We start from the raw sequence: 25,127 nt of genomic DNA on the forward strand, positions 1-25,127 counted from the left end.
TAACTCAACGTGGGATTCCCAATCACAAGAGAATTACACGGGTATGGTGATTTCGAACTCGGCGCCCGCGCCGGCCGTCTGCAGCAGGCGGATCGTACCACCATAGGCGCTCAGCATGGCGCGAACGATGCCGAGGCCCATGCCGGTGCCGCCTTGTTCGCGGCGGGTTGAAAAGAACGGCTGAAAGACACGCTGACGATTTGCCTCGGAAATACCGCCGCCGTCGTCACGGACAAGAATGATGGTTGTTCGGGCATCGGCTGACACGCTGAGCTCCAACAGCGTGGCGCCATGCTGAAGGGCGTTCTCGGCGAGGTTGGCAAAGACGATGCCGGCTGCTTCCCGGGGGAGAGCAACCGATATGTCGGTATCGCCTTTGCCTGAGATATCAAGGGCGGGGAATTGCCCGCGCAGCGAAGGCAGGATGTCCATCACGCTGCTTTTGCCCTCGATCACTGGGATTTCCGCTTGCGCAAGCTCTCTCAGCCGCTGCAACAGCGCATCGAGCCGGGCCGCATCGGCGACGATATTGTCGAGAAAGTGCAAACGTTGGGCCTTCGTCATCGGCCTTTCGGCATCGTCGTCGCGCAGAAGCTCCGCCGCACCGCGGATGGCGGTCAGCGGCGATTTCAGTTCGTGGGAGACATGGGCGGCAAAGGAGCCGACATATTCGGTGCGATCGACCAGTTTTCCGGCGAGATCGAGGAAGCTTTGCGACAGGATGGCGATCTCGCGCGTTCCATAGCTTTCAAGCGGCCGGATTGCCCCCTTGCCGCCGCGGGCGATCTCTTCCGTGCGGGCGATCAAGGCGTCGATCGGGCCGGTGATGGTGCGCGTCAGCACATAGGCGATGCCGAGCGTCAGCATGGCGACGACGGCAAGCGCCCCGATTTCCGCCGGCGCCATCCGGTTCGAACTCACGTCCATGGCGCGAAACCATATGACGATCAGGATCGGCAGCGCCATGACGGCGAGAAGCACGACATAGACGATCAGCGCCAGCGTCGGGCGCCATTTCGTCCTGACTTTCGGCGCCGGCATCAGGCCTTCCTCCCGATTTCACCGCCGAGTTTGAAGCCGATGCCGTGAACCGTCGCGATGATCCCCTGGCCGCCGGCGGCCAGGAATTTGGCCCTGATGTTGCGGATATGGCTGTCGATCGTCCGATCGGCGACATAGGTTCCGGCGCCATAGGCCGCCTCCATCAGACGTTCGCGGCTGAAGACCATATCGGGGCGTGACAATAACGCGTCCAGGATGGCGAATTCGAGCACCGTCATCGTGATGGCGCTGTAGCCGAACATGACCGTCCTGCCATGGCGATCCAGGCTGAGTTCGCCGGCGACAAAGGTGGCGCGGCGCCTGTCAGGCCCCGCTTCATTACCGCTGCGCTTCAGGATCACCTTGACCCTGGCGACGAGTTCACGCGGGCTGAAGGGTTTGGTGACGTAGTCGTCCCCGCCGATTTCGAGCCCCAGGACCCTGTCGATCTCCTCGTCGCGCGCCGAAAGAAACAGGATCGGTAAACCCGAAGTTTTGCGGATCTGGCGGCAGACCTCCAGACCATCCATGTCGGGCATGCCGATATCGAGGGTGATGAGATCGATGTTGCCGCGGCGGAAGGCCATCATCGCCTCGGTGCCGTTGCTCGCCGCGATCGGCGTCATACCGGCGCGCTCGAGGGCAAAGCAGATCACATCTCGGATATGCGGTTCGTCATCGACGACGAGAATGCGGGGCGCCATCACCGGTCCTGCGTTGTTTGCCGTGCCTGTTGTTATCGTTCTCGTTCTATCTTGCAATGGCTGCAGGAGACAGAAGATAGGTTTCCAGCCGCGCCGCCCGGAAAGTCCAGCTCCGCCAGTCGCGCCGGCGCATCTCGAAATTCCTGGCGAGGTCGTAGCGAACTGTCACTGCTTCGTTTCTTTGGTCGATCAGGTGGTCCGGCAATTTAAGGAGGTAGAGGTCAAGCGCCGGAATGACGGAGGGGCCGAGCGAGGAGAGATAAGAAAGGTCGAGCGGCGGGCCTTCCTGGCTGATCTCCTGGCTGTGGGCGACATTGAAGCGGGCGATGAAAGCAGGGAAATCGATGAAGGAGCTGATGTAGAAAACCATAAGAAGGGAGGCGAGATTCGTCGCGACCAGCCACGCATTGGATCGGTTGAGCAGAATGCGCAGCAGGATCAAGACAAGGCCGATGGCGACGATACCCATCCAGAGGCCGGCGGCGACACGCAGTTCGGTCAGCGAATAAACCTCGACATAGAGACCAAGCCGCAGCATCGACGACAGGCAGAGCAAGATATTCTGGCCGATCCAGGCGTGAACGAGGCCGCGGATCAGCGGGCTGTGATCGCCGGGGCCGCCGCGCCGCATGGCGATGAGAACGAAAGCTGCGGCAAGAAGCGCTGTGGCAATCAGCGGATAGGCGCCGCGATGGGCATACTCGGCATGGCTCATGTGCTCTGGCAGATCTGCGCCACCCCAGAGATAGACGAGATCGAGAAGCGTCTGCACGGCAAAGAGCGCATTGAACAGGACGAGCGACCGCAGCAGCGAGGCATGGCCGAACGGCGCGTTTTTGACCGGCACGATCATGAAGGTCCTGCCGGCCTGCAACCTCCTGGCGCGACGCTTCAGGCGCGGCCGCAACATCGCCCAGGCGACGACGGCAATCATCATCCAGAAGCCGATCCGCCAAAGGTCGAAAAACTGCAGCAGCGCGGCAAAATTAATACTGCGGAGCGCGATTTCGATAAGCGGGTTCGCAGCTGCAAACAGAGATAAAAAGACCGCTGCGAGGACAATCGGCATGATCCAGAGGCCGATGCCCTGTCGGAGCGCGGTGAACGAGAAACGTTTTCCCGGTGTCGCAAGAGACTTCCTGATATCTTCGGCAAGCCGCAGGGGAATGACGAGGGCGAAACGGAAGAATACCGGGGGCAGGGCGGGCAGGCGGCGGGGCAGGAGCCTGGCGCTGACGAGCGCAACCGACATCAGCGCGCCGAGGCAAAGGGCAACGCCCGTCAACGAAGGCGATTCCATCAGGGGCGCCGACGCCAGAACCGAGAGGCCGAGCAGGAAAGCCGCGATCGAAAATCGAGCCCTCTTCCTGGCCGAAAGCAGAATGCCGGCGCAGAGGGCGAGCGAAAAAAGGAAAAGGTTTATCCCGAGCTCCTGGCCAAAGATCAGAAAATCCGCAAGTGCCACGAGCGCAAGCAGCGCGACGGTCCGGCCGCTGCCGCGTCTGATGGGCATCGGTTCTGTCAAAGTATCGGCTGTATCCATGGCTGCTCCTCTTGCAAATGCTGCGTTTCGATCACGATGAGCCTGCTTCCCAACCTCGCCGCGGCGGGGGCGTCTTGAGGCCTGTCCGCAAGCCACCACCCGTCATTGCGCAGGCGTTTCGGCAAAACGCAGGGTGCGGGATGGGGCGGAATGTCGTTCTTGCTCATGGCGGGAAGATGCCGCGCCGGATTGCAGATTTTGTGCAGAAGGTGAGGAGCTATTCAGGAATCGCCCGCGGCCCGAAAGATACGGAAAGGCTTTGCGAAAAGCGCGCCGGCGGGCGTCGCCCAATCAAGCGATATCTGGCGCAGCCTCGTTCACCGAACGACCAGTTGGCATTGGTGAGAAGATCAATGAGGGAATAGAGACGGGCTCATCTGAATCGTGGTGCGCGCTTGGCGTTGTGAAGCAGTTCGCAGGCTGTCGCGAACGGCCCGAAAAGTTTGAGCAACAGCGCCTGTTCCTCGGCATCTATCCGATGGCGAGCGCAGAACTCGGTCACCGACCAGACTTTCGTCAGATCATCGGTCTCAATGTGTTTGGGTTCGATGTGTTCGGTCAAGGGCGTGTCCTCCGAACTTCGAGACTACCCTTCCCCGGAGTATATAAGAACTAGCTAAAAATAATTATTTTAGCGGTCCAGCCAAACTTCGCCTAAAAGGCAGGCGGATAGACGAAGACGCCCGCCGATTGCGCGGCGGGCGTTGTATTCCCTGATCTATCGTTGTCGATCAAACGATATGGGATGAGTCAAAATCCGTGCCGGTGATGTTGAGCGTCACCTTGGCGGTGTCCGTGTGGCCTTCGCCGTCGGAGATCTTGTAGTAACGGAGAACTTCCGTGTAGGTCTCGCCCGCAACCAGATCGGTGTTCAGGTCGTAGGTGAACGTACCATCCGACTTGACATGGAAGGTGCCGTAGGTGCCGGCAACGTCGGTAACGGCGTCAGTCTTGGCGTCGACCTGCGTGCTCAGGAACTGGCGGAGGAACATCTTGCCGTTGTCGCCGGCAATGTCGTTGTCCAGAACGTTGCCGCCGATGGCATGGCCCTCGGTGAAGCTGAAGGTATCGTCGACAGCGACCGGCTTGATCTGAGTTACGCCCTGGATGTTCAGGGTGAACAGACCGACATCGGTATGACCGCTGCCGTCGGAGATCTTGTAGGAAACCTTTTCCTGATAGGATTCGCCGTTGGCGAAGCCGATCTTGGCGGCATCGCTCAGGACGTAGGTGTAGCTGCCGTCCGGCTTGACGAAGAACGTGCCATAGTCGCCCTGGATCTCGGTGATCTGGCTGTTGCCGCCCTTGGCGTTAACCGTCGCGCCGTCGAAGGCGCGCAGGAACAGGTGGCCGTTGTCGGACGAATCGTTGGAAAGCAGATTTCCTGAAATAACGTCGGTTTCTAGAAATGTTGCACTATCATCGGTTGCGTGTATCGGCGAAGCCATCGCTCTCTCCTTAAATTATTATGACGGGTCAGTTTTGACCTCAGCAAGCGGCCCCTTTAACAACCTATTAATACTGCAAGTCAATAGCTTATTTAATGAAAGGTTAATGTCGTCCCCGATATCGGCATTGCTTCATTCCCGGCGGAATATTTTCATTTTCAAGCCAAATTGAAGAAAATCCGACTAAATCTATACCCGGTTAACTTGAAGATCCGCAACGAATATATCTAAGGGCGATTCCCGGCGCCGAACCGAGCCATTCCGCTCTATCCGTTGCAATCACGTTCTCCGACGACTATTTTAGGGCTGAAGCGGAAATCGAAGCCGTCGCGGCTTGGGAACGAGACGCTTGTACATCGGCTGAATCGACGCGCCCTTGGGGCAGCGCGATGGTCAAACCCACAACAATCGAATGAGGCCGGCAATCGCCGGTAAAGGATTTTTTTGAACGATACAAAACAGCCACCGCGGTTGCGGTGGCCAACCCGCGGGAGCGTGACGAAGCCGTCCGCCGCACTGCCAAGACGTGGAAGCCGTCTCCCTGCCTTCTCGCCGGCGGCGAATTGCAGGCGCTGATCGCCGAGCAGCTCGGCTGAGCGCTCAGCATACCTTACGAAAAAGGAGAATTCGAAATGCAAGTACTCGTCAGAGACAACAACGTGGATCAAGCCCTCAGAGTTTTGAAAAAGAAAATGCAGCGCGAGGGCCTGTTCCGCGAAATGAAGGAACGGCGCGCCTATGAGAAGCCCTCCGAACGGCGCGTCAGGGAAAAGACACAGGCGATCAGCCGGCAGCGCAAGGCGGCACGCAAGTTGCAGAGTGAAGGCCTGATCGCCGGGCCGAAGCGGACGGCCGCCCGTTAGAGCAATTGCAGCCAAAGTGCACACGGCCGGCCTTGCCAAGATTCGACGGTTACATTCTCCGGAAAGGACAGACGATGGACGAATTGAATAGCCTCACCGTTTCAGAAGAACGCCTCGAGGATTGCCGCGATGTCGTGGAGCCGGATCTGCAGGATCTGATCCAACGCGCATTGACCTCAGGCTTTTCCCGCGAGGAAATCCTCATCGCCGTCAGCGAACTGGTCGCTGAAGACTTCGCAATCGTGATGGAAACCCCAAGCGTGCATTGAGGAACAAGCGCAATAGATGTGTCAGTGCCCGAATATGCGGAACATTGACCTCGGTGCATGAAAGCGCTGTTCAAGCCTGCTTGGTCGAGGCCTTGACGAAATCGATGAAGGCCCGCAAGGGCGCCGGCACCAGCCGCCGTCCGGGATAATAGAGGAACGGCCCGGAAAAGCGCTGCCACCACGGCTCGAGGATAGGCTCCAGGGCGCCGCTCTCAAAATGCGGACGCAGCCAGTCCTCGAAAACGCAGATGATGCCTGTGCCCGCTATCGCTGCGTCGACGGTCAGATCGGTCGCGCCGCCGACCCTGACGATCAATGGCCCCGAAGGGTCGACCCGCACCACTTCGCCGTCCCGTTCGAACTCCCAGGGTGTCGTCAGCGCGCCGCTGGCAAAGCGGCCGAGCAGACAGGCATGGTCGAGGAGTTCGCTCGGATGCTGCGGCCGGCCATGGCGGTCGAGATAATCGGGGGAGGCTGCGGTGGCAAAGCGCTGAACACGCGGCCCGATCGGCACGGCGATCATATCCTGCTCCAGCCGCTCATCATAACGGATGCCGGCGTCGCAGCCGGCGGCGAGCACGTCGACGAAACTCTCCTCGGCGATCACCTCGAGGCGAATGTCGGGATAGGCGGCGAGGAACGGTGGAACGATGGCGGGCAGCACCAGCCGCGCGGCACTGACCGGGACATTGAGCCGCAGCGATCCGGCCGGCCTGTCGCGAAACCCATTGACGACGTCGAGCGCCGACTCCACCTCGGTCAGCGCCGGGCCGAGCCGCTCCAGCAAACCCTTGCCCGCTTCGGTCGGGACGACGCTGCGTGTCGTGCGGTTGAAGAGCCTGACGCCGAGTTCGGCCTCCAGACGGCGCACCGCCTCGCTGAGGAAGGAGGCGCTGCTACCGCTTGCACGTGCGCCCTCGCGGAAACCACCGGCCCGCGCCACGGCAACAAAGGCGTTGAGATCCCCCAGATCGACTTTCACTGTTCGCCACTCCGCACGGCCTGTGCGGATTGTACCGAATTATCACGCGCGCCGACAACGCCTATCTTGGGGTCACCTCTTGAAAGGAGTGAGATCATGTCCATCATCGATCAGTCCGGAATCTTCAAACTCGGTGACCGCAGCGTGAAGCGGCTCGGCTACGGCGCCATGCAGCTTGCCGGGCCCGGCGTGTTCGGCCCGCCCAGGGATCACGGCGCGGCCTTGGCCGTGCTGCGCGAGGCGGTTGCATCAGGCGTAAACCACATCGACACCAGCGATTTCTACGGCCCGCACGTCACCAACCGGATCATCCGCGAAGCGCTCCATCCCTATCGCGACGATCTCGTCATCGTCACCAAGATCGGCGCGCGGCGCGGCACGGACGGATCCTGGATTCCGGCTTTCTCGCGCGAAGAGCTGACGGCGGCCGTGCACGACAATCTTCGTAATCTGGGCCTGGACGTGCTTGACGTCGTCAACCTCAGAATCATGTTCGACGTTCATGGCCCTGCCGAAGGGTCGATTGAAGCACCCGTGACGGTGCTGGCCGACCTCCAGCGGCAGGGACTGGTCCGTCATGTGGGCTTAAGCAACGCCACATCGAAGCAGATTGCCGAAGGGCGCGGAATCACCGAGATCGCCTGCGTGCAGAACCAATATAATCTCGCACATCGGGCCGACGATCGCCTGATCGACGCACTCGCTCGCGAGGGCACCGCTTATGTGCCCTTTTTCCCGCTCGGCGGCTTCAGCCCGCTGCAGTCCTCCACCCTGTCCGATGTCGCCGCACGCCTCGATGCGACGCCCATGCAGGTCGCGCTCGCCTGGCTGCTGCGCCGCGCACCGAATATCCTGCTGATCCCCGGCACCTCGTCCGTCGGCCATCTCAGGGAGAACCTCGCCGCCGCCGGGCTTGTTCTGCCGGATGAGGCTATCGACGAACTCGACCAAATCGGGAGCATCGCCGCCTAATCGTAGGCCGCGAGCTATCGCGACACCACGCTCCACACCTGGTGTCGCGAAGCCGAAAGCATCAGCGACGCTGGAAAGCGCTCGTCATCTCCGGCCGTGAAGACCGGTACGGTTATGCCTCAATAGCGCTCCGGCACGTGCATTTCGGGCGGAACCGGCGCCCTGTTGTAGTCGGCATGGCGGATGCGATCCGGCAGCTCGATGTCGGGTTTTGGAACATCCTCATAAGGGATCTGCTCAAGAAGATGGGCGATGCAGTTCAAACGCGCCCGTTTCTTGTCGACGGCCTGGACCACCCACCAGGGTGCATCCTTGCTGTGCGTACGCGCCAGCATTTCTTCCTTGGCCTTGGTATATTCCTCCCAATGGACACGGCTTTCCATATCCATCGGTGAAAGCTTCCACTGCTTCAGCGGATCGTGAATACGCATCTTGAAGCGGAATTCCTGCTCCTCATCGGTGATCGAAAACCAATATTTGATCAGCACGATTCCGGAACGGACCAGCATGCGTTCGAATTCAGGCACCGAGCGGAAAAACTCCTCGAGTTCATCAGGAGTGCAGAACCCCATCACCCGCTCGACACCGGCGCGATTGTACCAGCTTCGGTCGAAGAGCACGATTTCGCCGGCTGTGGGAAGGTGCGGGACATAGCGCTGGAAATACCATTGATGGCGCTCCCGCTCGGTCGGGGCGGGCAGAGCGACGGTCCGGCAGACGCGCGGGTTGAGCCTCTGGGTGACGCGCTTGATCGCGCCGCCCTTGCCGGCCGAATCGCGGCCTTCGAAAAGCACCACCACCTTCAGCTTCTTGTGCTGAACCCAATCCTGCAGTCGCACCAGTTCGTGCTGCAACCGGAAGAGTTCCCGGAAATAGATCTTTCGCTCGAGCGTCTGCTCGGCCGGTTCCGACATTCCCTCGGCGACCAGATCGTCCAGCCGGTCCTCCTCCATCTGCATTTCCAACTCCTCATCGAAGCTGTCGGCGATTTCGGCCTTTATCCGGTTAAGCTGGTCCTGATGTGATTGCGACATGGTTTTTTCCTTCCTGCGTTTGTTGACAGGAGCATGTCAGTGCGAAGGTTATATGACGACCACTGATCGAGCTGAAACGGTTGCTCGCGCCTCTCGTTCCAAGCGCGCCCTAAAGCTGCCCCGCCCGGTATCGGTCCACCAGGTTTCGGCAGGCGCGGATCGTCAAGGCCATGACGGTGAGCGTCGTGCCGGCGATGCCGCTTCCGGGGAAGGCGCTGGCGTCGGTGACGACGAGGTTCGGGGCGTCCCAGACTTGATTATAGGGATTGAGCACCGAAGCCTCCGGGCTTTCGCCCATGCGCGCCCCGCCGGTTTCATGGATTGCCGCGCCCATGCACATCGTCTTGCGGAACCATGTGCGGAACATGAAGCGGCTGAAGGCATCGGCATCGGGGAAGGCGCCCTTGCCCATCTCCTTGAGGCCGGTGGGCGAACCGATGAATTCGAGCTCACCGCCGACGTCCCTGATCATGGCGATCAGCGTCTCCTCCTGCCGGCGAAGCAGCGCCTGCTCCTCGGCCTGCATGGCGCAGCGGATATGCGGCACGGGAATGTTCCAGGCGTCCTTGCGCCTGACATCGAGCGTGATGCGATTGTCGGCATAGGGCAGCATGCGGCCGAAGCCGAAGAAGGCGAGACGCGCATCGGCGTCGCCGGAGACCGGCGCCCGGCCGACGCTGCCCTGGTAGTCGAAATCGCCGCGGGCGGCGTCGCCCTCGCCGAAGCGGGGTATGAAGATCCCGCCCGACGGATTGTAGAACGGGTCGGTCGGAGCGGATTCGTCGGGCGCCCAGCCCTTCGCCTTCGAAAAGGAACCGAAGGCGAGGCAGGGAAGCTGATCCATGAAATAGCGGCCGAGGACGCCCGAGCTGTTGCCGAGCCCGTCAGGATGTCTTGCCGAAGCCGAATTCAGCAGCAGCCGCACGCTCTCGATCGGCGAGGCGGAAAGAACCACCGTCGCGGCACGCGCCGTCGATACTTCTCCCGTATTGCGATCGATGAATTCGGCGCCGGTGGCGCGGCCGGTTTTCTCGTCGGTGGTAATGCGGCGAACGACGGCGTCGTAGCGGACCGTCAGCCTGCCGGTCGCCTTGGCGTCCCTGAGCGGGCGTGGCATGCGCTCGGCATCCGGCGCGATGTAGCGCCAGGAGACGACATACCTCTCCGGCCAGCGGCTTTCCACCGCCTGCTTGAATATCTGTTCGGCGGGCGTCAGGCTGGCCGGTTTGGCATAGACGCCGTCCGGCAGGGTCGCTACATCATCCTTGTTGCCGTAGAGCCCAAGATAGGCCTCCGCCTCGTCGTAGAAAGGCGTGAGTGCGTCATAGGAGACCGGCCAGTCCACACCCTTGCCGGTGCGCGACCGGATCTTGAAATCATCGTCCGTCCAGCGCAACAGCACGCGGCCGAAACTGTGCAGGCGCCCGCCGCCCTGGCGGCCGCGGATCCACAGGAAAGGCTCGCCCTTCGGCGTCGTATAAGGGTTCTTGCGGTCATTGACGAAGAAGTGGCTGAAGCGCTCGGTGAAGAAGGCCGCGCGCGCCTGGATCGGCTGACCCTTGATCGTGGCGCGGGCACGCTCCCAGATATTGATGCTGCTGGCGGGCGCCTTCTTGCGCGCCGGGTCGAAATCCGCGAGCCCCACCGCCGGACCAGCTTCGAGCAGCAGGACAGACAGCCCCTGGGCCGTCAGCTCTTTGACCGCGAAGGAGCCCGCCGCGCCGGAGCCGATCACCAGCGCATCATAGACGATCTCAGACATGTCTTTCCAAATCCTGTCCTGGAGCAATTGCTCAAAACGGCGCGCAGCTCACCGGCAATTGCGAGAAAACAAAGGGGCAGCGCATCAGAGCCGCGATCCGTCGGCGCCGAAGAGCGACGCCTTGGCGATATCGAGCCCGGGAGCCAGGGCGTCACCGGGTAGCAGGCTCACGTCGCCCATCAACCTCAGCGAGAGGCTTTGATCGGCCCAGTCGAACCAGACGACGGCATCCGACCCCATCGGCTCGACGACGGAAACGCGGCCGGGAATGGTGGGCAGGCCGCTTGCCGTCCCGTCGAGCACCAGATGCTCCGGGCGAAAGCCGAGCGTTGCCGGTCCCTCCGCCGTGGCAAGGCCGAAGGAATAGCCGGAAAGATCGACGGCGAGCCCCTTGCTCCGGAAGACCGGCGAGGCGCCGCCGCGCTCGATCCGGCCTTCGATGAAATTCATTGCCGGCGCGCCGATGAAGCCGGCAACGAAGAGATTGGCCGGGCGGCGATAGATCTCGGCCGGCGAGGCAAGCTGCTGGATGACGCCGTCGCGCATGATGGCGATGCGGTCGGCAAGCGTCAGGGCCTCGACCTGATCATGGGTCACATAGATCATGGTGTTGCCGAGGCGCTGATGCAGCTTCTTGATCTCGACGCGCAATTCGTTGCGCAGCTTGGCGTCGAGGTTCGACAACGGTTCGTCGAAGAGGAAGACATCGACTTCGCGCACCAGCGCCCGGCCGATGGCGACACGCTGGCGCTGGCCGCCGGACAGTTCGGCCGGGCGCCGGTCGAGCAGCGTGTCGAGATGGAGGAGGGCGGCCGTGCGGGCGACACGCGCTTCGATCTCGCCCTTCGGCAGGCCGGCGACACGAAGTCCGAAGGAGAGGTTCTTGCGCACCGACATGCGCGGGTAGAGCGCATAGGACTGGAAGACCATGCCGATGCCGCGATCTTTCGGCTCCTCCCAGCTGACGTTCTTGCCCGAGATCCAGATCTCGCCGGCAACGATGTCCTGCAGCCCGGCAATGGCGTTCAGCAGAGTGGACTTGCCGCAGCCGGAAGGGCCGAGCAGCACCAGGAACTCCTGCGGGGCAATATCGATCGACATTTTTTCGATCACCGTATGGTGGCCATAGGCGATCTTCAGATCCTTGACGGTGACGGCGGATTGCATGAAAGCGTTACCCCTTGACTGCGCCGGCGGCGATGCCGCGCACGAACCAGCGGCCGGACAGGAAATAAATGGCAAGCGGAACGATGGCGGTCAGGATTGTCGCCGCCATGTTCACATTGTAGGTGCGCTCGCCCATCGTGGTGTTGACGATATTGTTGAGTTGGACGGTCATCGGCAGATTGTCGCGCCCGGCAAAGACGAGGCCGAGCAGGAAATCGTTCCAGATGCCGGTGAATTGCAGCATGGAGACCACGACGACCATCGGCACGGCGATCGGCAGCATGATCTCGAAAAAGATGCGCCAGAAGCCGGCGCCATCGACGCGCGCCGCCTTGCAGAGCTCCTCCGGCACGCTGACGAAATAGTTTCGGAAGAGCAGCGTCACCAGCGGCAGGCCGAAGATGACATGGACGAGAATGATGCCGGCAAGCGAATTGTAGAGCTCGATATTCGCCATCGCCCGGACCATCGGATAGAGGAAGATCTGGTAGGGGATGAGGCCGCCGGCCATCAGCAGGCCGAAGAGGAGGTTTGCCCCGCGCGGCCGCCAGAGCGACAGCGCATAGCCGTTGACGGCGCCGATGAAGACCGAGAGCACGACCGCGGGAAGGCTGATTGCCACCGAATTCCAGAAGCCGCTGCGAATGCCGACGCAGACGGTTCCCATGCAGGCGCCCGACCACGCAGTAACCCAGGCGGAGAAATCGAGCTTGGCCGGCAGAGCGAAGATCTGCCCCAAGCGGATTTCGTCCATCGATTTCAGCGAGGTGACGACCATGGTGTAGAGCGGAAGCAGGAAGAAGAGCGCGGCAACGACGAGAAAGGCATAGAGGCCGATGCGCCCGGCGGTGAGGCGGGCCGGCTTCGGGCCGTTTGGATGAAGACCGGCCATCACGCGGCTCCCTTCGCTCTGGCGCGCATGTGCATCGCATAGCGGAACGGCGCGACCGCGATGACCACGCCGAGGACGAGCACCGTCGCGCCCGCCGTGGCAAGGCCGAGGTTCTGGCGCCCGAACAGATTGTCCATGATGAATTTCGCCGGCACCTCCGTCGCATTGCCAGGGCCGCCATTCGTCATGGCGACGACGATGTCGTAGGTCTTGATCACGCCCATGGCGAGCAGCATGCCGGCAGCCGCCAGCGCCGGCCCGAGCTGTGGCAGGATGATCGAGACATAGATCCGCCAGACGGGGATGCCGTCGATGCGCGCCGCCTTCCATTGCTCGGCTTCGATGCCGCGCATGCCGGCAAGCGCAATGACCATGACCAGCCCTGCGCCCTGCCAGACGCCGGCAAGCACCAGCGCATAGATCGCCATGTCGCGATTGACGACCCAGTCGAGGACGAAGCTTTCCCAGCCGAGCGAACGCACGCTCGCCTGAATGCCGAGCGTCGGATTGAGCATCCATTGCCAGATCAGCCCGGTCACCACGAATGACATGGCGTAGGGATAGAGGAAGATGGTCCTGAAGGCGCTTTCGAAGCGGATCTTACGATCGAGTGCGGCGGCCAGCAGGAAGCCGAGCAGCAGGCAGCCTGCGACGTAAAGAATGCCGAAGATCAACACGTTCTGCAGCGATGCCAGCCACTTGGCGGAAGAGAACAGCTTCGAATACTGGGCAAATCCGACATAGGTCGAGGATGGAAAAAGCGTCGAGTTGGTGAAGGACAGGCGGATCGACCAGGCCATGGTGCCAATGAAGACCGCGACCGCGGCGAACCAAGTCGGCAGCAGGGCGATGGTGGCGGCAAGATTGGGTTTGCGTTTGATGGGCATCGGCCAGCTCGTTGACGGAAAGCGGGGCACACCGCGCGAGGCAGCGGCGGCTGCCGCGGCGCCGGGATCAGGCCGACGCCGCAGGCACTATTCTATTCGAAGACGGCGAAGAAATTCTCAGCCGCAGAGGCCGCATCGTTCGATCCGCCGCTCCAATATTCGTCGACGAAATCGTCGAGCGCCCCGACCTGCTGCGGGGTGAGCACGATCGCCTGGTCCGGCACGATGGCGCCGGCGGCCATCAGCTCGGCACCCTTCTTCGCGCAGACATCCAGCTTCGACTTGTCGACGTCGGAGCGCATCGGAATCGCGCCCTTCTTGAGGGCGAATTCGACCTGGACGGCCGGATCCATGACGACTTCAGCGAGAAGTTTCTGCGCCTTGTCGGTCGCCGCATTGTTGGTCTTGGGGAACCACAGGGAGTCGGCGATATAGACCATGCCCTTGGATTCCGGCGCGATCATGCAGCCATAATCCTTGCCCGGTTCCTTGCCGGCGACGGTGAATTCGCCCTTGGCCCAGTCGCCCATGAACTGCACGCCGGCTTTGGCGGTGATCAGCATGGCGGTCGCGTCGTTCCAGTTGCGGCCGGCCGCCCCCGCATCGACATAGCCGCGCAGCTTGCCGAGGATTTCGAGGGTCTTCTTGACGCCCTCGACCGAGGCCTCGCTCTTGTCCTTGTCGACATAGATCTTCAGGAAACCGTCGGTCCCGACCTGCGAGAGCAGGATCATGTTGAAGACCTTGGTCTGCTGCCAGGGCTGACCGCCCCAGGCGACCGGAACGATGCCGGCGGCCTTCAGCTTGTCGAGATCGGCGAAAAATTCGTCCCAGCTCTTGGGCTCCTCTGCAATGCCGGCCTTCCCGAAGGCTTCCTTGGAATAGAAGACCCAGCTTTCGCCATGGGCGCCGGTCGGCGCAAGATAGACCTTGCCGTCATAGGAGATGAGATCATGGATCGATTTCGGCAGAGCATCGGCCCATTTGCCGGCGGCCGCGACGTCGTCGATCGGGTTGAACAGACCCTGGCCGACGAAATCCGCGGCGGCGAGGCCGATGACACCCTGTTTGGCGCCAGGCGCATCGCCGGCGACGATACGGTTCTGGAAGGCGGCATCGGCCGCGCCGAAGCCGGCGATGGAGGAATCCTTCCAGACACCGCCACGCTTTTCGAACTCGGTCTTGATGACATTGAGAGCGGCTGCCTCGCCGCCCGAGGTCCAGGACGACATCATCTCGATCGTCGGCTTGTCCTCGGCCTGCGCGGCGGCGAAGAGGCCGGCGAATGCCACGCCGGCAAGAAAAAGCTTCATCATGGTTTTCATTGTTCCACCTCTTGAAAATGCCCTCTTGGCGGGGCGTTCGTCATCTTCGGAATGAAGTCAGCGATAGATCGGCAGGAGCGCCTGACGGACGAGCGTCAGCCCGTTGGCGATGTCGCGGACGGGATCCGGCGCGGCATCGAGTTCGAGGATCGCCCAGCCTTCATAGGCCCGGTCGCGCAGCAGCCGGATCCAGGCAGGCCAGTCGACCCGCCCGAGGCCGAAACCACAGAAATAGGGCTGATGGCGTTCGTGAATGTGCTTGTCGATCGGAGTATCGGCCGGCATCGGACCGATCGCATCCTTCCAATGGGCGATAATCATCCGCTCGTGATGGCGATCGACGAGTTGCACGGGGTCGGAGCCGGCAACGATAATATGGGCCGTATCCGGACACATATGCACATAGGCAGGGTCGGTCAGCAGCATCATCAGGTCGACGTCGCGCGCGGCGGCAAAGATCGAATGCGCTTCGGTGTGCAGCGCCAGTCGCACGCCCCTGGCGTAAAGGGTCGCGCCGAGCCGGTTCAGAAAATCGGCGATCACCTTGGCGCGGTCGAAATCGTAAAATTGCACCGGCTGGGCGCCGAGTGTCTGACGCAAGGGCGCGCCGATCACCATGATGTCGCTGCCGCAGGCTTTCAGAAAATCGGCATAACGTTCCGCCTTATCGATCAGCGCGCGCTGGGCCTCGGGCTCGGCAAAGTCGCCGGCCGCCTCCAGTTCCGCGAAGAAGCCGCTGCAGAGCGTCAGAGCGCGTTTTGCCAATTCGGCGGCGAAAGCATCGACGGAACCATAGGTCTTGATCGCATCCTGCCAGTTGAAGGGAGAGAAGGTCAGCTCGACGCCGGTGACGCCGGAGGCCTGGACGCTGTCGAGGATCTTGTCCCAGAAGGCGCGCGGTTCGGCGCGCGCATAGGCGACGATCGCATCATAGCTGTCGACGCCCCAGAAGCCCGGATCAAAGAACGTCACGAGATCGACGCCGAAACGTAACCTGCCGCCAGTAGCCATAATCTATCCATTTCTCGAGGCACGACTTACCGGCATGCGGAAGGGCAGTTCCGCATCCCATAAGCCATGGATTTTCAACGCATTAAGAAATGGCAATCGTTTGCCATGAAGAGATGATAGCTAAGGCGTTTTTTTTGGCAAGCGATTTTTGGCAAACGTTTGCTATAGACCATTGCCTGTCTTAAAGTTGCAAATCGAAGCATCCGAGGGAAAGAAATAAACGTGAATAAAAACAAGGATGTGGTCGGCGAGGATCAATCGGGCGCGTTGATGGCCGATGTCGCACGGCTGGCCGGCGTTGCGATATCGACGGTCAGCCGTGCGCTCGCCAATCCCGGGCGCGTCAACGAGAAGACCCGTGCCAAGATCAACGCGGCGGCCAAGCAGCTCGGCTATACGCCCAATGCAATGGCGCGGGGCCTCAGGGTCGGCAAATCCAACATCATCATGATCATCCTGCCCGGATCACTCTATTACGGCGTCTCGCAGATCATTCCTCAGGTCCTGCAGAGCATCAACAAATCGCTGATCCAGGGCGGCTACAACCTGATGATCGCCAACCTCGACCGCGACGAGATTTCCGAGCGGCACATTCTCGACCTCGCTTTCGGCGGCAGCGTGCGAGGAGCCATCATCCTGTCGTCAAAGCTTCCGGAGGTCGATGGGCGCTCGCTGTCAAATTCCGGCCTGCCGATCGTTTCGATGCTGCTCGACATGAGCGATGCGGGCCTGCAAAGCGTCATCACCAACGACCGCGAGGCTGTGCGCGACGTCACCGCCGAGCTGATCCGCTTGGGCCATCGGCGGTTCTTCTACCTTGCGGGACCGGAAGGCAATTATCATGACGTCGAACGCTATGGCGGCGTGCTCGAAGCGCTTGAGGCAGCCGGCCTGTCGAAGGAAGCAGTGCATCGCTCGGGCGGCCGTCTCGATTATCAACACGGTTTCGATATCGGCGTGCAGGCGGCAGACGATTTCGCAGAGCTGGCCGAGAAACCAACGGCGGTCATCGCCACCAGCGATGACATGGCCATTTCATTCCTCAGCCGCATCCAGCGCGCCGGCTTGAGCATTCCCGACGATCTGTCCGTCGTTTCCTTCGACGGTTCCCCGGTCTGCGAATTCTCCTCGCCACCGCTCTCGACGATCGAACAGCCGGTGGAAGAGATGGGACGCGCGGCGGTGGAACTCTTGCTCGACGCCATTGGCCAGAGGCAAAACGCGGACTCCGTGCGCACCATCGTCCGCAGCAAGCTCATCCTGCGGGAGAGCATCGCCCCTCCGAAGACTTGACGATGCGTGAACCGCTTCATTGAATTCATTCATGGACAAATACAGCGATGAAGCCTAAATTAGCGTCAGGTATTACCTCTGACTAAGGAGGCATCATGGCATCGCCGACCTCGCTCAAGCTCGATGATGAGCTGAAGGGCCGCGTCCAACAACTGGCCGAGGCTCGCCGCCGTTCGTCCCACTGGATCATGCGTGAAGCTATTGCGCAATATGTCGAGCGCGAGGAGAAGCGCGAGACGCTGCGGCAGGAGACGCTTGACGCCTGGAAGGAATTTGAAGCGACGGGACTGCACGTCACCGGCGTCGAGGTCGAAAAGTGGCTTTCGACCTGGGGAACTGACGACGAGTCGTCCGCCCCCGAATGCCGCAAGTAATCTTCTCTCCGGCCGCAATCCGCGACCTCAAGCGGCTGCGGGAGTTCCTGCGGCCGAAAAACCCGTCGGTCGCCAAGCGGGCAGGCGAAACCATTCTCAAAGGCGTGAGCCTCCTCGGCACGCATCCCCATATGGGACGCCTCATCGAAAACTTGCCCGAGCAATATCGGGAATGGCTCATCGATTTCGGAGAGAGCGGATACGTCGCGCGTTATCGTGTGGATGGCGACATTTTGACGATCCTCGCCGTGCGGCACCAGAAGGAAGCAGGGTTCTGATCAGGATTCCGAGGGTCCACGTCTGTCGGTTGGGAAGTTATAAGCGTCCGGCGACATGCCCCGATAGGGCGCGGATTGCGCTCCATCAAAACTTCGTCTGACCCCATCAGCCCATACGTCGTGCTACGAAAATCACAACGCCGGGCGATCTGAGACTTCAGGTCTGCACGGTGGAATTTTGAAATTCCGAGCACGCACATGGACCTCTCGAAGATCAAGACGCTGATCGACTTTGTCGGACGATCGAATATTACCGAGCTGAGCGTGACGGAAAAGGACGTGACGGTTCGGATTTTCCGCACGTCGCCGGCAGAGGCCGCTATTGCCGAGCCCTCACCAAAGCCGCAAGCGGCGATCAGTCCTGTCGCCGATGCGCCTTCGAGGCCTGAGCAAACCTCCCATGCGGTGAAAGCGCCCGTCTTCGGCGTGCTGCATCGGGCACCGGCGCCCGGCGAGCCGCCGTTCGTCGCGGTCGGTGACGCGGTGGAGGAGGGGCAGACCCTTTTCATCATCGAGGCGATGAAGGTCTTCAACACGATCGCCGCGCCGCGGTCCGGGCGCATCACGCATCTCACCGATATCGACAATGGCGAGGTCGAGACCGGCGACCTCTTGGCGGAGATCGCCTGATGCCGGAAAAGTTGGAACAATCCGCTGCCTCAGGACGCCGTTTCGACACCGTCCTCATCGCCAACCGCGGCGAGATCGCCGCCCGGATCGAGCGTGCCTGCCGCGAACTCGGCCTGAAGACGGTCGCCATCTGCTCCGAGGCGGACAGGCAAGCGCCCTACATCAAGACCGCCGACCATTTTCTCTGCATCGGCCCGTCGGCTGCAGGCAGGAGCTATCTCAATCAGGATGCCATCCTTCTCGCCGCACGCCTGACCGGCGCGGGCGCCATCCATCCCGGTTACGGTTTTCTGTCTGAGAATGCCACATTCGCCGGCGCGGCCGAAAAGGCCGGACTGACCTTCATCGGCCCGACGGCTTCATCGATCGCCACCATGGGCGACAAGATCGCGGCAAAGCGGGCGATGATGGTGGCCGGCGTTCCCTGCGTTCCCGGCCCCGACAGCGCGCTGCCCGACGACCCTGAAGCAATCGAGCGCATCGCGCTGGAGATCGGTTATCCCGTCATCGTCAAGGCGGCCGGCGGTGGCGGCGGGCGCGGCATGCGCGTCGTCCTGAAAGCCGATCAGCTGCATGAAGCGATCGCGCTGACGCGGGAAGAGGCGCGCAAGGCCTTCGGCTCGCCCTCGCTCTACATGGAAAAATTCCTCGAGCACCCGCGCCATATCGAGGTCCAGGTCCTTTGCGACGATCACGGCAATGCCGTGTGGCTGGGCCACCGGGATTGCTCGATGCAGCGCCGCCATCAGAAAGTGGTGGAGGAGGCGCCGGCGCCCGGGATCGCGCCTGAGATCATCGAGCCGGTCGGCACGGCCTGCGTGCAGGCCTGCCGCCAGATCGGCTACCGCGGCGTCGGCACCTTCGAATTCCTCTATGAGGACGGCGCTTTCTATTTCATCGAGATGAACACGCGGCTTCAGGTCGAGCATCCCGTCACCGAACTGACGAGCGGGGTCGATATCGTCCAGGCGCAGATAAGGGCGGCCCAGGGCGAGGTTCTGAATCTCGCCCAGAGCGATGTGACGTGCGAGGGGCACTCTCTCGAATGCCGCATCAATGCCGAGGATCCCGATACCTTCCTGCCGTCGGCCGGTGTCGTCACGCATCTCGCTTTGCCGCGGGGGCCGGGCATCCGCGTCGATACGCATATCCATCCCGGCTACAGGGTCTCGCCCTATTACGACTCGCTGATCGCCAAGCTGATCGTCCACGCGCCGACGCGGGCGAAAGCGATGGCCAGAATGTGCGAGGCGCTTGCCGGCACCGAGATCGAGGGCATCGCCACCAATATCCCCTTCCTGCGCGCCCTGTTCGAGGACCACGCATTCGCGCGCGGTGAGACGGATATCCACTATCTCGAACACTGGCTGAAGCTACGGAGGGCGGCGGCATGAGCGCCATCGACTTCAGCGATCCCGGCACCATTGCATTCCTCACCGACGCGCTGACGGCCGCCGGCGTGGAGGGCCTCGAAATCTCCCGCCCGGATGGACAGATTCGCATCGTCATTTCGGGGGAGGGCGGCGCCCGCATCAGCGTGCCGGCAGCCGCACCCCGCGCTTCGAACTTTGCAGCTGTCGTCGTGAAGGCGCCGCTGGCGGGGCATTTCTGCGCCGAACATCCGGCCGCCGCCGTCACGCCTCAAACTCTGCCGCGCTCAATATCCGATGCCGATGTCCTCGGCTTCATCAGGGTAGGGCATGTGCTGCTTCCCCTTCGCGCCGGCCATTCCGGTGTCTTGACCAGCCTGCTCGCCGAACCTGACGCCCTGGTCGGCTTTGGTGATCCTCTGTTCGAAATCGAGCTGCCATCATGATCGCCACGACGAACAGACATGCCTCGCAACGCGAAATCGTTCCGGCTACCCAAGGCCGGGCGCGGGTTTCCTCGATCGGGGCCAGATCCTTCCTGCTCGAGGCGCCGGGCGATTTCGATCTCATCGCGCAGCGGCGGATATGGGCCCTGTCTCAGACGGTGAGAAGCTGGGCGGACCTTGCCGAAAATATTCCCGGGATGACCAACCTGCTGGTGATCTTCAAGGAGACGCCCGAGGATCCCGATGCGGTGGTCGTCCGGCTGCTGGAGGCATGGGAGAATGCGCAGAGCATCGATCTCAACGGCAAGACTATCGAGATCCCAGTCCATTACGGCGGCGAACATGCGAGCGATCTTCCGGCCCTTTGCGATCTTTCGGGCTTAAGCGACCGCGAGGTCGTCCGCATCCATCATGAAGCGACCTACCGGGTCTTCGCCTTGGGCAGCGCGCCCGGCTTCGGCTATCTGCACGGCCTCGATCCACGCATCTACATGCCGCGAAAGACCGTGCCGTCGCTGAAGATGCCGAAGGGCTGCGTGACGATCGGCGGCATGCAGACCGGCGTTGCCATGCTGACCGGCCCCAATGGCTGGAACTCCATCGGTTTTGCGACGCTTGAGATGTTCGACCCAACCGCGCCGACCCCCGCCATGATGGCGCCCGGAGATACGGTGCGGTTCCTGCCGGCAAGGATCGAGCTATGATCGAAATCTTGGAAACCGGGCCCTTCAACACGGTGCAGGATCTCGGACGCCCCGGCTATCGTGATATCGGCGTGTCGGCGAGCGGCGCGATGGATCCGCTGGCGGTCAGGATCGGCAATATTCTCGTCGGCAATGACGAAAATGCGGCTGTGATCGAGGTGCAGACCTTCCCGTTCCGCCTGCGTTTCGAGCGGCGCACCGTCTTTGCCGTGACCGGCGCCGACGGTCATCCTCGCCTCGAGGGATCGGAACTCATTCCCTGGTGCGCCTATATGGCAGAGCCCGGACAGATTCTCGAACTGAAGCAGCCCCCGCTGCTGGCGCGCGCCTATATTTCGCTCGGCGGCGGGCTGGATATTCCAGTTGTCATGGGGTCGCGCAGCACGTCGCTGCGCGGCGGCTTTGGCGGTAATGCCGGCCGGCCGCTGGCGAAAAATAATCGGATCGCGGTCGGTGAGGACTTGGAGATTGCCATGCTGCCGGCCACGGGCCTCGCGGTCATCGAGCCGGCCGTGGCACTGCGCGACGTCTTCCCGGCTCCCGTCGATGGGGCGCTGCCGATCCGCGCCCTGCCTGCCGGCGAGCATGGTCTTTTCGCCGGAGACGGCGAAGCCTTCTGGGGCCAGACCTGGCGGATTTCCTCGCGCAGCGACCGCACGGGCTACCGTCTGTCCGGCGAGCCGATCACGCCGACCGCCTCCATCGAGATGCGCTCTCACGGCGTCGTGCCCGGCGTCATCCAGGTTCCGCCCGGCGGCGAACCGATCGTGCAGATGAGCGATGCAAATACGGCCGGCGGCTATCCGAAGATCGCCGGTGTGATCGAATGCGACCTCTGGCGGCTCGGGCAGGCCCGCACCGGCGCTCGCCTGAAATTCATTCGCTCGACGCATGCGGAAGCGCGCGCGGTCGAACAGGCCGTCGCCCGCTATGTCGAGGATGTCAGGCTGACATCCGGGATGGTCAAGCGTGCGCTGAAGGCGATCGCCTAAGCGGAGCGAAAGGAGGAACTGATGAAAATCGATCTGAATTCCGACATGGGCGAAGGATTTGGTCCCTACCGGCTGTGCGACGACGAAGCGATGATGAAAATCGTCTCCTCGGCCAATATCGCCTGCGGTTTCCACGGCGGCGACCCCGATACGATGGGGCGCATGGTGCGGCTGGCGAAACTGAATGGTGTGGGCATCGGCGCCCATCCCGGCCTGCCTGACCGGCTGGGCTTCGGCCGGCGCGAAATGCCCTTTCAGGCGGACGAGCTCCGCCAGCAGATGCTCTACCAGCTCGGCGCGCTGATGGCGATTGCCAGAGCCGAGCGGGTGGCCGTCTCCCATATCAGCTTCCATGCGGCCATGGGCAATATGGTCAACCGCGATCCAATGCTTGCCGACCTGATGATGGACGCGATCGCCACCGTCGACGCCAATCTCGTCGTCTTCGTCACGTCGGGCAGCGAGATAGAAGGGGCCGCCAAACGCGCGCGCCTGAAAACGCTGGCGCTCTTCCTCGCGGATCGGGCCTATGACGCCGGCGGCACGCTTGTTGCGCGCGGGCTCCCGGGCGCCGTCATCAAGGACGAAGCCGCCGTGCGCGCCCGCGTCCGAAAATTCCTCCTCGACGGCAGCGTCGAGACCGGCGACGGCGGCGTGATCGCCATGCCGGCACGTTCCATTCTCGTCCACAGCGATACGCCGGGCGCCCTTGAGCTTGCCGGCATCGTGCGCGCCGAGATCGAAGCCACGGGCGCGACCCTCGCACCTGCCGCCGAACTCGCCGAATAACGCAATCCCGATCGCCTGCGGGCGGTCTCTCGTTTTCAATCCCTCATCGAAGGATCACGTCGATGTCCGTTATCGCCGACCGCCTGAAAAACGTCTCCATATCCGCCTCCGCCGCCATGACCCAGCGCGCCCGGGAATTGGCCGCCAAGGGGATCAAAGTCGTCAGCCTCTCCTCCGGCGAGCCGGATTTCCCTACCCCGACACACGCGATCGAAGCGGCGCATGCGGCGGCTCTCGCGGGGGATACGAAATATCCGCCGATGGACGGCACGCCGGCCCTCAAGGCCGCGATCATCAGGAAGTTCAAGCGCGACAACAATCTCGACTACGATGCCAGCCAGATCGTCGTCTCGGGCGGCGGCAAGCAGGTGATCTTCAATGCGATGCTGGCAACCTGCAATCCGGGTGACGAGGTCGTCATTCCGACGCCATCCTGGGTCAGCTATGCCGATATTGTCAAATTCGCCGGCGGCGTGCCGGTCGCCGTGCCCTGCCACGAGCAGACCGGCTTCAAGCTGCGGGCAGAGGATCTGGAGGCGGCGATCACCCCGCGCACCAAATGGCTTTTCCTGAATTTCCCGAACAATCCGACCGGGGCAGCCTGCTCACGGGCGGAGATGGCCGCCATTGCCGAGGTCATGCTGCGCCATCCAAACGTCTGGATCATGACCGACGATATTTACGAACATCTGGTCTATGACGATTTTCAATTCTGCACGATCGCGGAAGTCGAACCCAGATTATACGACCGCGTCCTGACGATGAACGGCGTCTCCAAGGCCTATGCGATGACCGGCTGGCGCCTCGGGTTCTGCGCCGGATCGAAAGAGCTGATCTCCGCCGTCAGCAACGTCAACGGCCAGAATGGCGGCGGCATTGCGACGCTGACCCAGGCGGCAGCGACCGCGGCGCTTGACGGGCCCCAGGACCTGCTGAAGGAGCGGGCGGCGATCTACAAGACGCGACGCGACTTCGTCCTCGACAAATTGTCGGAGGTAGAAGGGCTGCGCTGCCATCGGCCCGAGGGCGCCTTCTACATCTATCCCAATATTTCTGGGCTGATCGGCAAAACCAGCAAGGGCGGGCGAAAGATCGAGACCGACGTCGACTTCGTCATGGGTCTGGTGGAGGAGCATCATGTCGCGACTGTGCAAGGTGCTGCTTACGGAATGAGCCCCTTCTTTCGCATCTCCTACGCGACAAGCATGGAAAAGCTCGGCGAGGGCTGCGCGCGGATCGCCCAGTTCTGCAAGGATATGCGCTGAGCGGGCAGCCGTTAACCCTTCAGCCGCGCCGTCAGTTCGAGAAGGATATCTCGGACGGCAAGCGCCGGTTCCGACAGCGGGTTCTGGTCGGAAACGCAAAGCGACAGCGTTTCCTCGATCCTGGGCGAGACGAGCCGGCAGATCAGCGGCTCGCTCGATTCCGAGACGATGCGATCGGCAATCGCTTTCGGCATGATCGTCGCGCCGAGACCGCTGCCGACCGCGCGGGCGAGCGTGCGCACGATTTCGACTTCAGCCACGACCTTCAAATTGGTGCGCGTGCGGGTGAAAGCGGTATCGACCGCACGCCGGACGAAATTATAGGCGGGTGGCAGCAGCAGCGGTATTCCGTCGAGAGTGTTGACCGCAACGGGTTTCGCATCCGCTTCGATCGCAAAGTCGCGATGCGCGACCAGGAAAAACTCTTCACTGAGGATCGGTTCGAAGCGCACGCCCTTGATCGGCCCGGTTCCATGCAGAAGCGCCATCTCCAGCCGGCCGTTCATGATCATCTGGCTGTAGGTCTGGCCGACGCTTTCGGTCAGGTGCAACAGGATGCCGGGATGCCGTTTCCGCGTTTCCGCCAGGAGATCGACGGAGAGCGTCGCAGCACTGCTGAACGGCACCAGGCCGACCGAGACGCGCCCGGCAAGCGAATTGCCGGCGGCGGACGCATCGGCTTGGGCCTGCTCCATTTGCCGAAGGATGATCTGCGCATGGCGATATACCGCATGCCCGGCATCGGTCATGCTGACGCCCTGCTGGCTGCGGATCAGCAGCTTGTGGCCGAAATGCTCTTCCAGCGCCGCAAGCTGCTGGCTGAGAGCCGGCTGGGCGATATGCAAGAGATCCGCCGCTCGTGTGATGCTGCCGCTGTCGACGATCACGATGAAGGATTTGAGGCGTCTGATGTCCATGGGGATCGGGGTACCATTCTGATCTGCGGATGGCATGTTTGCAGAGGCGCCTTGCTTTTGCAACGCGGCGCGGCCTGAAGCGGGGCCGCGAGAGAATACCGGCATCGCCGCTTTCTCTTCTTCGGCAGACCGCGCCGGCTCCATAACCGTTGCTTATTGCTCCAGAGAT

Annotated in this window: 27 protein-coding genes; 13 read left to right on the plus strand and 14 right to left on the minus strand. The window is 62.1% G+C overall.

Annotated elements, in window-relative coordinates:
* Positions 1-33: 33 nt before the first annotated feature.
* The 5 genes from QMO80_RS30360 to QMO80_RS30380 form a co-directional block, all read right to left on the minus strand.
* Entirely contained in the window at positions 34-1,041 is a 1,008-nt protein-coding gene (locus tag QMO80_RS30360; protein WP_283201267.1) for a sensor histidine kinase KdpD, read from the minus strand.
* On the minus strand, positions 1,041-1,745 hold the full coding sequence (locus QMO80_RS30365; protein ID WP_283201268.1) for a response regulator: 705 nt from the start codon (positions 1,743-1,745) through the stop codon (positions 1,041-1,043). The genes QMO80_RS30360 and QMO80_RS30365 overlap by 1 nt, the downstream gene beginning before the upstream one ends.
* Before the next feature lie 46 nt (positions 1,746-1,791).
* Entirely contained in the window at positions 1,792-3,288 is a 1,497-nt protein-coding gene (locus QMO80_RS30370) for a DUF4173 domain-containing protein (RefSeq protein ID WP_283201269.1), read from the minus strand.
* A gap of 373 nt (positions 3,289-3,661) precedes the next feature.
* On the minus strand, positions 3,662-3,850 hold the full coding sequence (locus QMO80_RS30375) for a hypothetical protein (RefSeq protein WP_283201270.1): 189 nt from the start codon (positions 3,848-3,850) through the stop codon (positions 3,662-3,664).
* Between the two features lie 169 nt (positions 3,851-4,019).
* The gene (locus QMO80_RS30380) at positions 4,020-4,736 is read right to left on the minus strand and encodes an Ig-like domain-containing protein (protein ID WP_283201271.1); all 717 of its coding nucleotides are present in this window, start codon (positions 4,734-4,736) and stop codon (positions 4,020-4,022) included.
* A 632-nt stretch (positions 4,737-5,368) separates the two neighbouring features.
* Between QMO80_RS30380 and rpsU the strand changes: the two genes are divergently transcribed.
* The gene (gene rpsU, locus QMO80_RS30385) at positions 5,369-5,599 is read left to right on the plus strand and encodes a 30S ribosomal protein S21 (protein ID WP_283201272.1); all 231 of its coding nucleotides are present in this window, start codon (positions 5,369-5,371) and stop codon (positions 5,597-5,599) included.
* A gap of 74 nt (positions 5,600-5,673) precedes the next feature.
* A complete protein-coding gene (locus QMO80_RS30390; protein WP_071092481.1) occupies positions 5,674-5,868 on the plus strand; it encodes a hypothetical protein in 195 nt (64 codons plus the stop codon).
* A 70-nt stretch (positions 5,869-5,938) separates the two neighbouring features.
* Here QMO80_RS30390 and QMO80_RS30395 read toward each other — a convergent pair whose 3' ends face one another.
* The gene (locus tag QMO80_RS30395; RefSeq protein ID WP_283201273.1) at positions 5,939-6,850 is read right to left on the minus strand and encodes a LysR family transcriptional regulator; all 912 of its coding nucleotides are present in this window, start codon (positions 6,848-6,850) and stop codon (positions 5,939-5,941) included.
* A gap of 96 nt (positions 6,851-6,946) precedes the next feature.
* On the opposite strand from QMO80_RS30395, the gene QMO80_RS30400 reads away from it, so the two are divergent.
* Positions 6,947-7,822 carry an aldo/keto reductase family oxidoreductase gene (locus tag QMO80_RS30400; RefSeq protein WP_283201274.1) on the plus strand — a complete coding sequence of 292 codons (876 nt, stop codon included), beginning with the start codon at positions 6,947-6,949 and terminating at the stop codon, positions 7,820-7,822.
* 119 nt (positions 7,823-7,941) lie between these two features.
* Here the strand turns inward: QMO80_RS30400 and ppk2 are convergent, their stop codons facing one another.
* The 7 genes from ppk2 to QMO80_RS30435 all read right to left on the minus strand — a co-directional run bounded on the left by ppk2 (position 7,942) and on the right by QMO80_RS30435 (position 15,900).
* On the minus strand, positions 7,942-8,856 hold the full coding sequence (gene ppk2 / locus QMO80_RS30405) for a polyphosphate kinase 2 (RefSeq protein ID WP_065092655.1): 915 nt from the start codon (positions 8,854-8,856) through the stop codon (positions 7,942-7,944).
* A gap of 109 nt (positions 8,857-8,965) precedes the next feature.
* Positions 8,966-10,618 (minus strand): GMC oxidoreductase, encoded by a 1,653-nt coding sequence (locus tag QMO80_RS30410; RefSeq protein WP_283201275.1) that lies wholly within the window; start codon positions 10,616-10,618, stop codon positions 8,966-8,968.
* An 84-nt stretch (positions 10,619-10,702) separates the two neighbouring features.
* Positions 10,703-11,785 carry an ABC transporter ATP-binding protein gene (locus tag QMO80_RS30415; protein ID WP_283201276.1) on the minus strand — a complete coding sequence of 361 codons (1,083 nt, stop codon included), beginning with the start codon at positions 11,783-11,785 and terminating at the stop codon, positions 10,703-10,705.
* A 7-nt stretch (positions 11,786-11,792) separates the two neighbouring features.
* Positions 11,793-12,677 carry a carbohydrate ABC transporter permease gene (locus tag QMO80_RS30420; protein WP_283201277.1) on the minus strand — a complete coding sequence of 295 codons (885 nt, stop codon included), beginning with the start codon at positions 12,675-12,677 and terminating at the stop codon, positions 11,793-11,795.
* A complete protein-coding gene (locus tag QMO80_RS30425; protein WP_283201278.1) occupies positions 12,677-13,564 on the minus strand; it encodes a carbohydrate ABC transporter permease in 888 nt (295 codons plus the stop codon). Before QMO80_RS30425 ends, QMO80_RS30420 begins: the two co-directional genes overlap by 1 nt.
* Before the next feature lie 92 nt (positions 13,565-13,656).
* Positions 13,657-14,889 (minus strand): ABC transporter substrate-binding protein, encoded by a 1,233-nt coding sequence (locus QMO80_RS30430; RefSeq protein WP_283201279.1) that lies wholly within the window; start codon positions 14,887-14,889, stop codon positions 13,657-13,659.
* 57 nt (positions 14,890-14,946) lie between these two features.
* Positions 14,947-15,900, minus strand: coding sequence for a sugar phosphate isomerase/epimerase (locus tag QMO80_RS30435; RefSeq protein ID WP_283201280.1), 954 nt, complete (start codon positions 15,898-15,900; stop codon positions 14,947-14,949).
* Positions 15,901-16,122: 222 nt separating this feature from the next.
* Between QMO80_RS30435 and QMO80_RS30440 the strand changes: the two genes are divergently transcribed.
* The 10 genes from QMO80_RS30440 (at position 16,123) to QMO80_RS30485 (ending at position 24,041) form a co-directional block, all read left to right on the plus strand.
* On the plus strand, positions 16,123-17,193 hold the full coding sequence (locus QMO80_RS30440; RefSeq protein ID WP_283201281.1) for a LacI family DNA-binding transcriptional regulator: 1,071 nt from the start codon (positions 16,123-16,125) through the stop codon (positions 17,191-17,193).
* 95 nt (positions 17,194-17,288) lie between these two features.
* Positions 17,289-17,567 (plus strand): CopG family ribbon-helix-helix protein, encoded by a 279-nt coding sequence (locus QMO80_RS30445; RefSeq protein WP_283201282.1) that lies wholly within the window; start codon positions 17,289-17,291, stop codon positions 17,565-17,567.
* Positions 17,555-17,845 carry a type II toxin-antitoxin system RelE/ParE family toxin gene (locus QMO80_RS30450; protein ID WP_064829160.1) on the plus strand — a complete coding sequence of 97 codons (291 nt, stop codon included), beginning with the start codon at positions 17,555-17,557 and terminating at the stop codon, positions 17,843-17,845. Before QMO80_RS30445 ends, QMO80_RS30450 begins: the two co-directional genes overlap by 13 nt.
* Positions 17,846-18,043: 198 nt before the next feature.
* Positions 18,044-18,475 (plus strand): acetyl-CoA carboxylase biotin carboxyl carrier protein subunit, encoded by a 432-nt coding sequence (locus QMO80_RS30455; RefSeq protein WP_283201283.1) that lies wholly within the window; start codon positions 18,044-18,046, stop codon positions 18,473-18,475.
* A complete protein-coding gene (gene accC, locus QMO80_RS30460) occupies positions 18,475-19,869 on the plus strand; it encodes an acetyl-CoA carboxylase biotin carboxylase subunit (RefSeq protein ID WP_283201284.1) in 1,395 nt (464 codons plus the stop codon). Before QMO80_RS30455 ends, accC begins: the two co-directional genes overlap by 1 nt.
* Positions 19,866-20,291 (plus strand): acetyl-CoA carboxylase, encoded by a 426-nt coding sequence (locus tag QMO80_RS30465; protein WP_283201285.1) that lies wholly within the window; start codon positions 19,866-19,868, stop codon positions 20,289-20,291. Before accC ends, QMO80_RS30465 begins: the two co-directional genes overlap by 4 nt.
* Positions 20,288-20,995: a 5-oxoprolinase subunit PxpB gene (pxpB, locus tag QMO80_RS30470; protein WP_283201286.1), complete on the plus strand. Its 708-nt coding sequence runs from the start codon at positions 20,288-20,290 to the stop codon at positions 20,993-20,995. The genes QMO80_RS30465 and pxpB overlap by 4 nt, the downstream gene beginning before the upstream one ends.
* Complete coding sequence (locus QMO80_RS30475; RefSeq protein ID WP_283201287.1) at positions 20,992-21,987, plus strand: biotin-dependent carboxyltransferase family protein; 996 nt, start codon at positions 20,992-20,994, stop codon at positions 21,985-21,987. The genes pxpB and QMO80_RS30475 overlap by 4 nt, the downstream gene beginning before the upstream one ends.
* Positions 21,988-22,008: 21 nt before the next feature.
* Complete coding sequence (locus tag QMO80_RS30480) at positions 22,009-22,776, plus strand: 5-oxoprolinase subunit PxpA (RefSeq protein WP_283201288.1); 768 nt, start codon at positions 22,009-22,011, stop codon at positions 22,774-22,776.
* A gap of 62 nt (positions 22,777-22,838) precedes the next feature.
* Entirely contained in the window at positions 22,839-24,041 is a 1,203-nt protein-coding gene (locus tag QMO80_RS30485) for a pyridoxal phosphate-dependent aminotransferase (protein ID WP_283201289.1), read from the plus strand.
* A gap of 11 nt (positions 24,042-24,052) precedes the next feature.
* On the opposite strand, the gene nac is transcribed toward QMO80_RS30485, so the two are convergent.
* On the minus strand, positions 24,053-24,958 hold the full coding sequence (nac, locus tag QMO80_RS30490) for a nitrogen assimilation transcriptional regulator NAC (protein ID WP_168297744.1): 906 nt from the start codon (positions 24,956-24,958) through the stop codon (positions 24,053-24,055).
* Between the last annotated feature and the right edge of the window lie 169 nt (positions 24,959-25,127).

It is taken from the genome of Rhizobium sp. BT03, assembly GCF_030053155.1.
In the GTDB taxonomy this organism is placed as follows: Bacteria; Pseudomonadota; Alphaproteobacteria; order Rhizobiales; family Rhizobiaceae; genus Rhizobium.

Bases quoted from the DNA above. Each gene is read 5' to 3' on its own strand.
- QMO80_RS30360 (WP_283201267.1), bottom strand. From the start codon at position 1,041: ATGCCGGCGCCGAAAGTCAGGACGAAATGGCGCCCGACGCTGGCGCTG.
- QMO80_RS30365 (WP_283201268.1), bottom strand. From the start codon at position 1,745: ATGGCGCCCCGCATTCTCGTCGTCGATGACGAACCGCATATCCGAGAT.
- QMO80_RS30370 (WP_283201269.1), bottom strand. From the start codon at position 3,288: ATGGATACAGCCGATACTTTGACAGAACCGATGCCCATCAGACGCGGC.
- QMO80_RS30380 (WP_283201271.1), bottom strand. From the start codon at position 4,736: ATGGCTTCGCCGATACACGCAACCGATGATAGTGCAACATTTCTAGAA.
- rpsU (WP_283201272.1), top strand. From the start codon at position 5,369: ATGCAAGTACTCGTCAGAGACAACAACGTGGATCAAGCCCTCAGAGTT.
- QMO80_RS30390 (WP_071092481.1), top strand. From the start codon at position 5,674: ATGGACGAATTGAATAGCCTCACCGTTTCAGAAGAACGCCTCGAGGAT.
- QMO80_RS30400 (WP_283201274.1), top strand. From the start codon at position 6,947: ATGTCCATCATCGATCAGTCCGGAATCTTCAAACTCGGTGACCGCAGC.
- ppk2 (WP_065092655.1), bottom strand. From the start codon at position 8,856: ATGTCGCAATCACATCAGGACCAGCTTAACCGGATAAAGGCCGAAATC.
- QMO80_RS30410 (WP_283201275.1), bottom strand. From the start codon at position 10,618: ATGTCTGAGATCGTCTATGATGCGCTGGTGATCGGCTCCGGCGCGGCG.
- QMO80_RS30415 (WP_283201276.1), bottom strand. From the start codon at position 11,785: ATGCAATCCGCCGTCACCGTCAAGGATCTGAAGATCGCCTATGGCCAC.
- QMO80_RS30420 (WP_283201277.1), bottom strand. From the start codon at position 12,677: ATGGCCGGTCTTCATCCAAACGGCCCGAAGCCGGCCCGCCTCACCGCC.
- QMO80_RS30425 (WP_283201278.1), bottom strand. From the start codon at position 13,564: ATGCCCATCAAACGCAAACCCAATCTTGCCGCCACCATCGCCCTGCTG.
- QMO80_RS30430 (WP_283201279.1), bottom strand. From the start codon at position 14,889: ATGAAAACCATGATGAAGCTTTTTCTTGCCGGCGTGGCATTCGCCGGC.
- QMO80_RS30435 (WP_283201280.1), bottom strand. From the start codon at position 15,900: ATGGCTACTGGCGGCAGGTTACGTTTCGGCGTCGATCTCGTGACGTTC.
- QMO80_RS30445 (WP_283201282.1), top strand. From the start codon at position 17,289: ATGGCATCGCCGACCTCGCTCAAGCTCGATGATGAGCTGAAGGGCCGC.
- QMO80_RS30450 (WP_064829160.1), top strand. From the start codon at position 17,555: ATGCCGCAAGTAATCTTCTCTCCGGCCGCAATCCGCGACCTCAAGCGG.
- QMO80_RS30455 (WP_283201283.1), top strand. From the start codon at position 18,044: ATGGACCTCTCGAAGATCAAGACGCTGATCGACTTTGTCGGACGATCG.
- accC (WP_283201284.1), top strand. From the start codon at position 18,475: ATGCCGGAAAAGTTGGAACAATCCGCTGCCTCAGGACGCCGTTTCGAC.
- QMO80_RS30465 (WP_283201285.1), top strand. From the start codon at position 19,866: ATGAGCGCCATCGACTTCAGCGATCCCGGCACCATTGCATTCCTCACC.
- pxpB (WP_283201286.1), top strand. From the start codon at position 20,288: ATGATCGCCACGACGAACAGACATGCCTCGCAACGCGAAATCGTTCCG.
- QMO80_RS30475 (WP_283201287.1), top strand. From the start codon at position 20,992: ATGATCGAAATCTTGGAAACCGGGCCCTTCAACACGGTGCAGGATCTC.
- QMO80_RS30480 (WP_283201288.1), top strand. From the start codon at position 22,009: ATGAAAATCGATCTGAATTCCGACATGGGCGAAGGATTTGGTCCCTAC.
- QMO80_RS30485 (WP_283201289.1), top strand. From the start codon at position 22,839: ATGTCCGTTATCGCCGACCGCCTGAAAAACGTCTCCATATCCGCCTCC.
- nac (WP_168297744.1), bottom strand. From the start codon at position 24,958: ATGGACATCAGACGCCTCAAATCCTTCATCGTGATCGTCGACAGCGGC.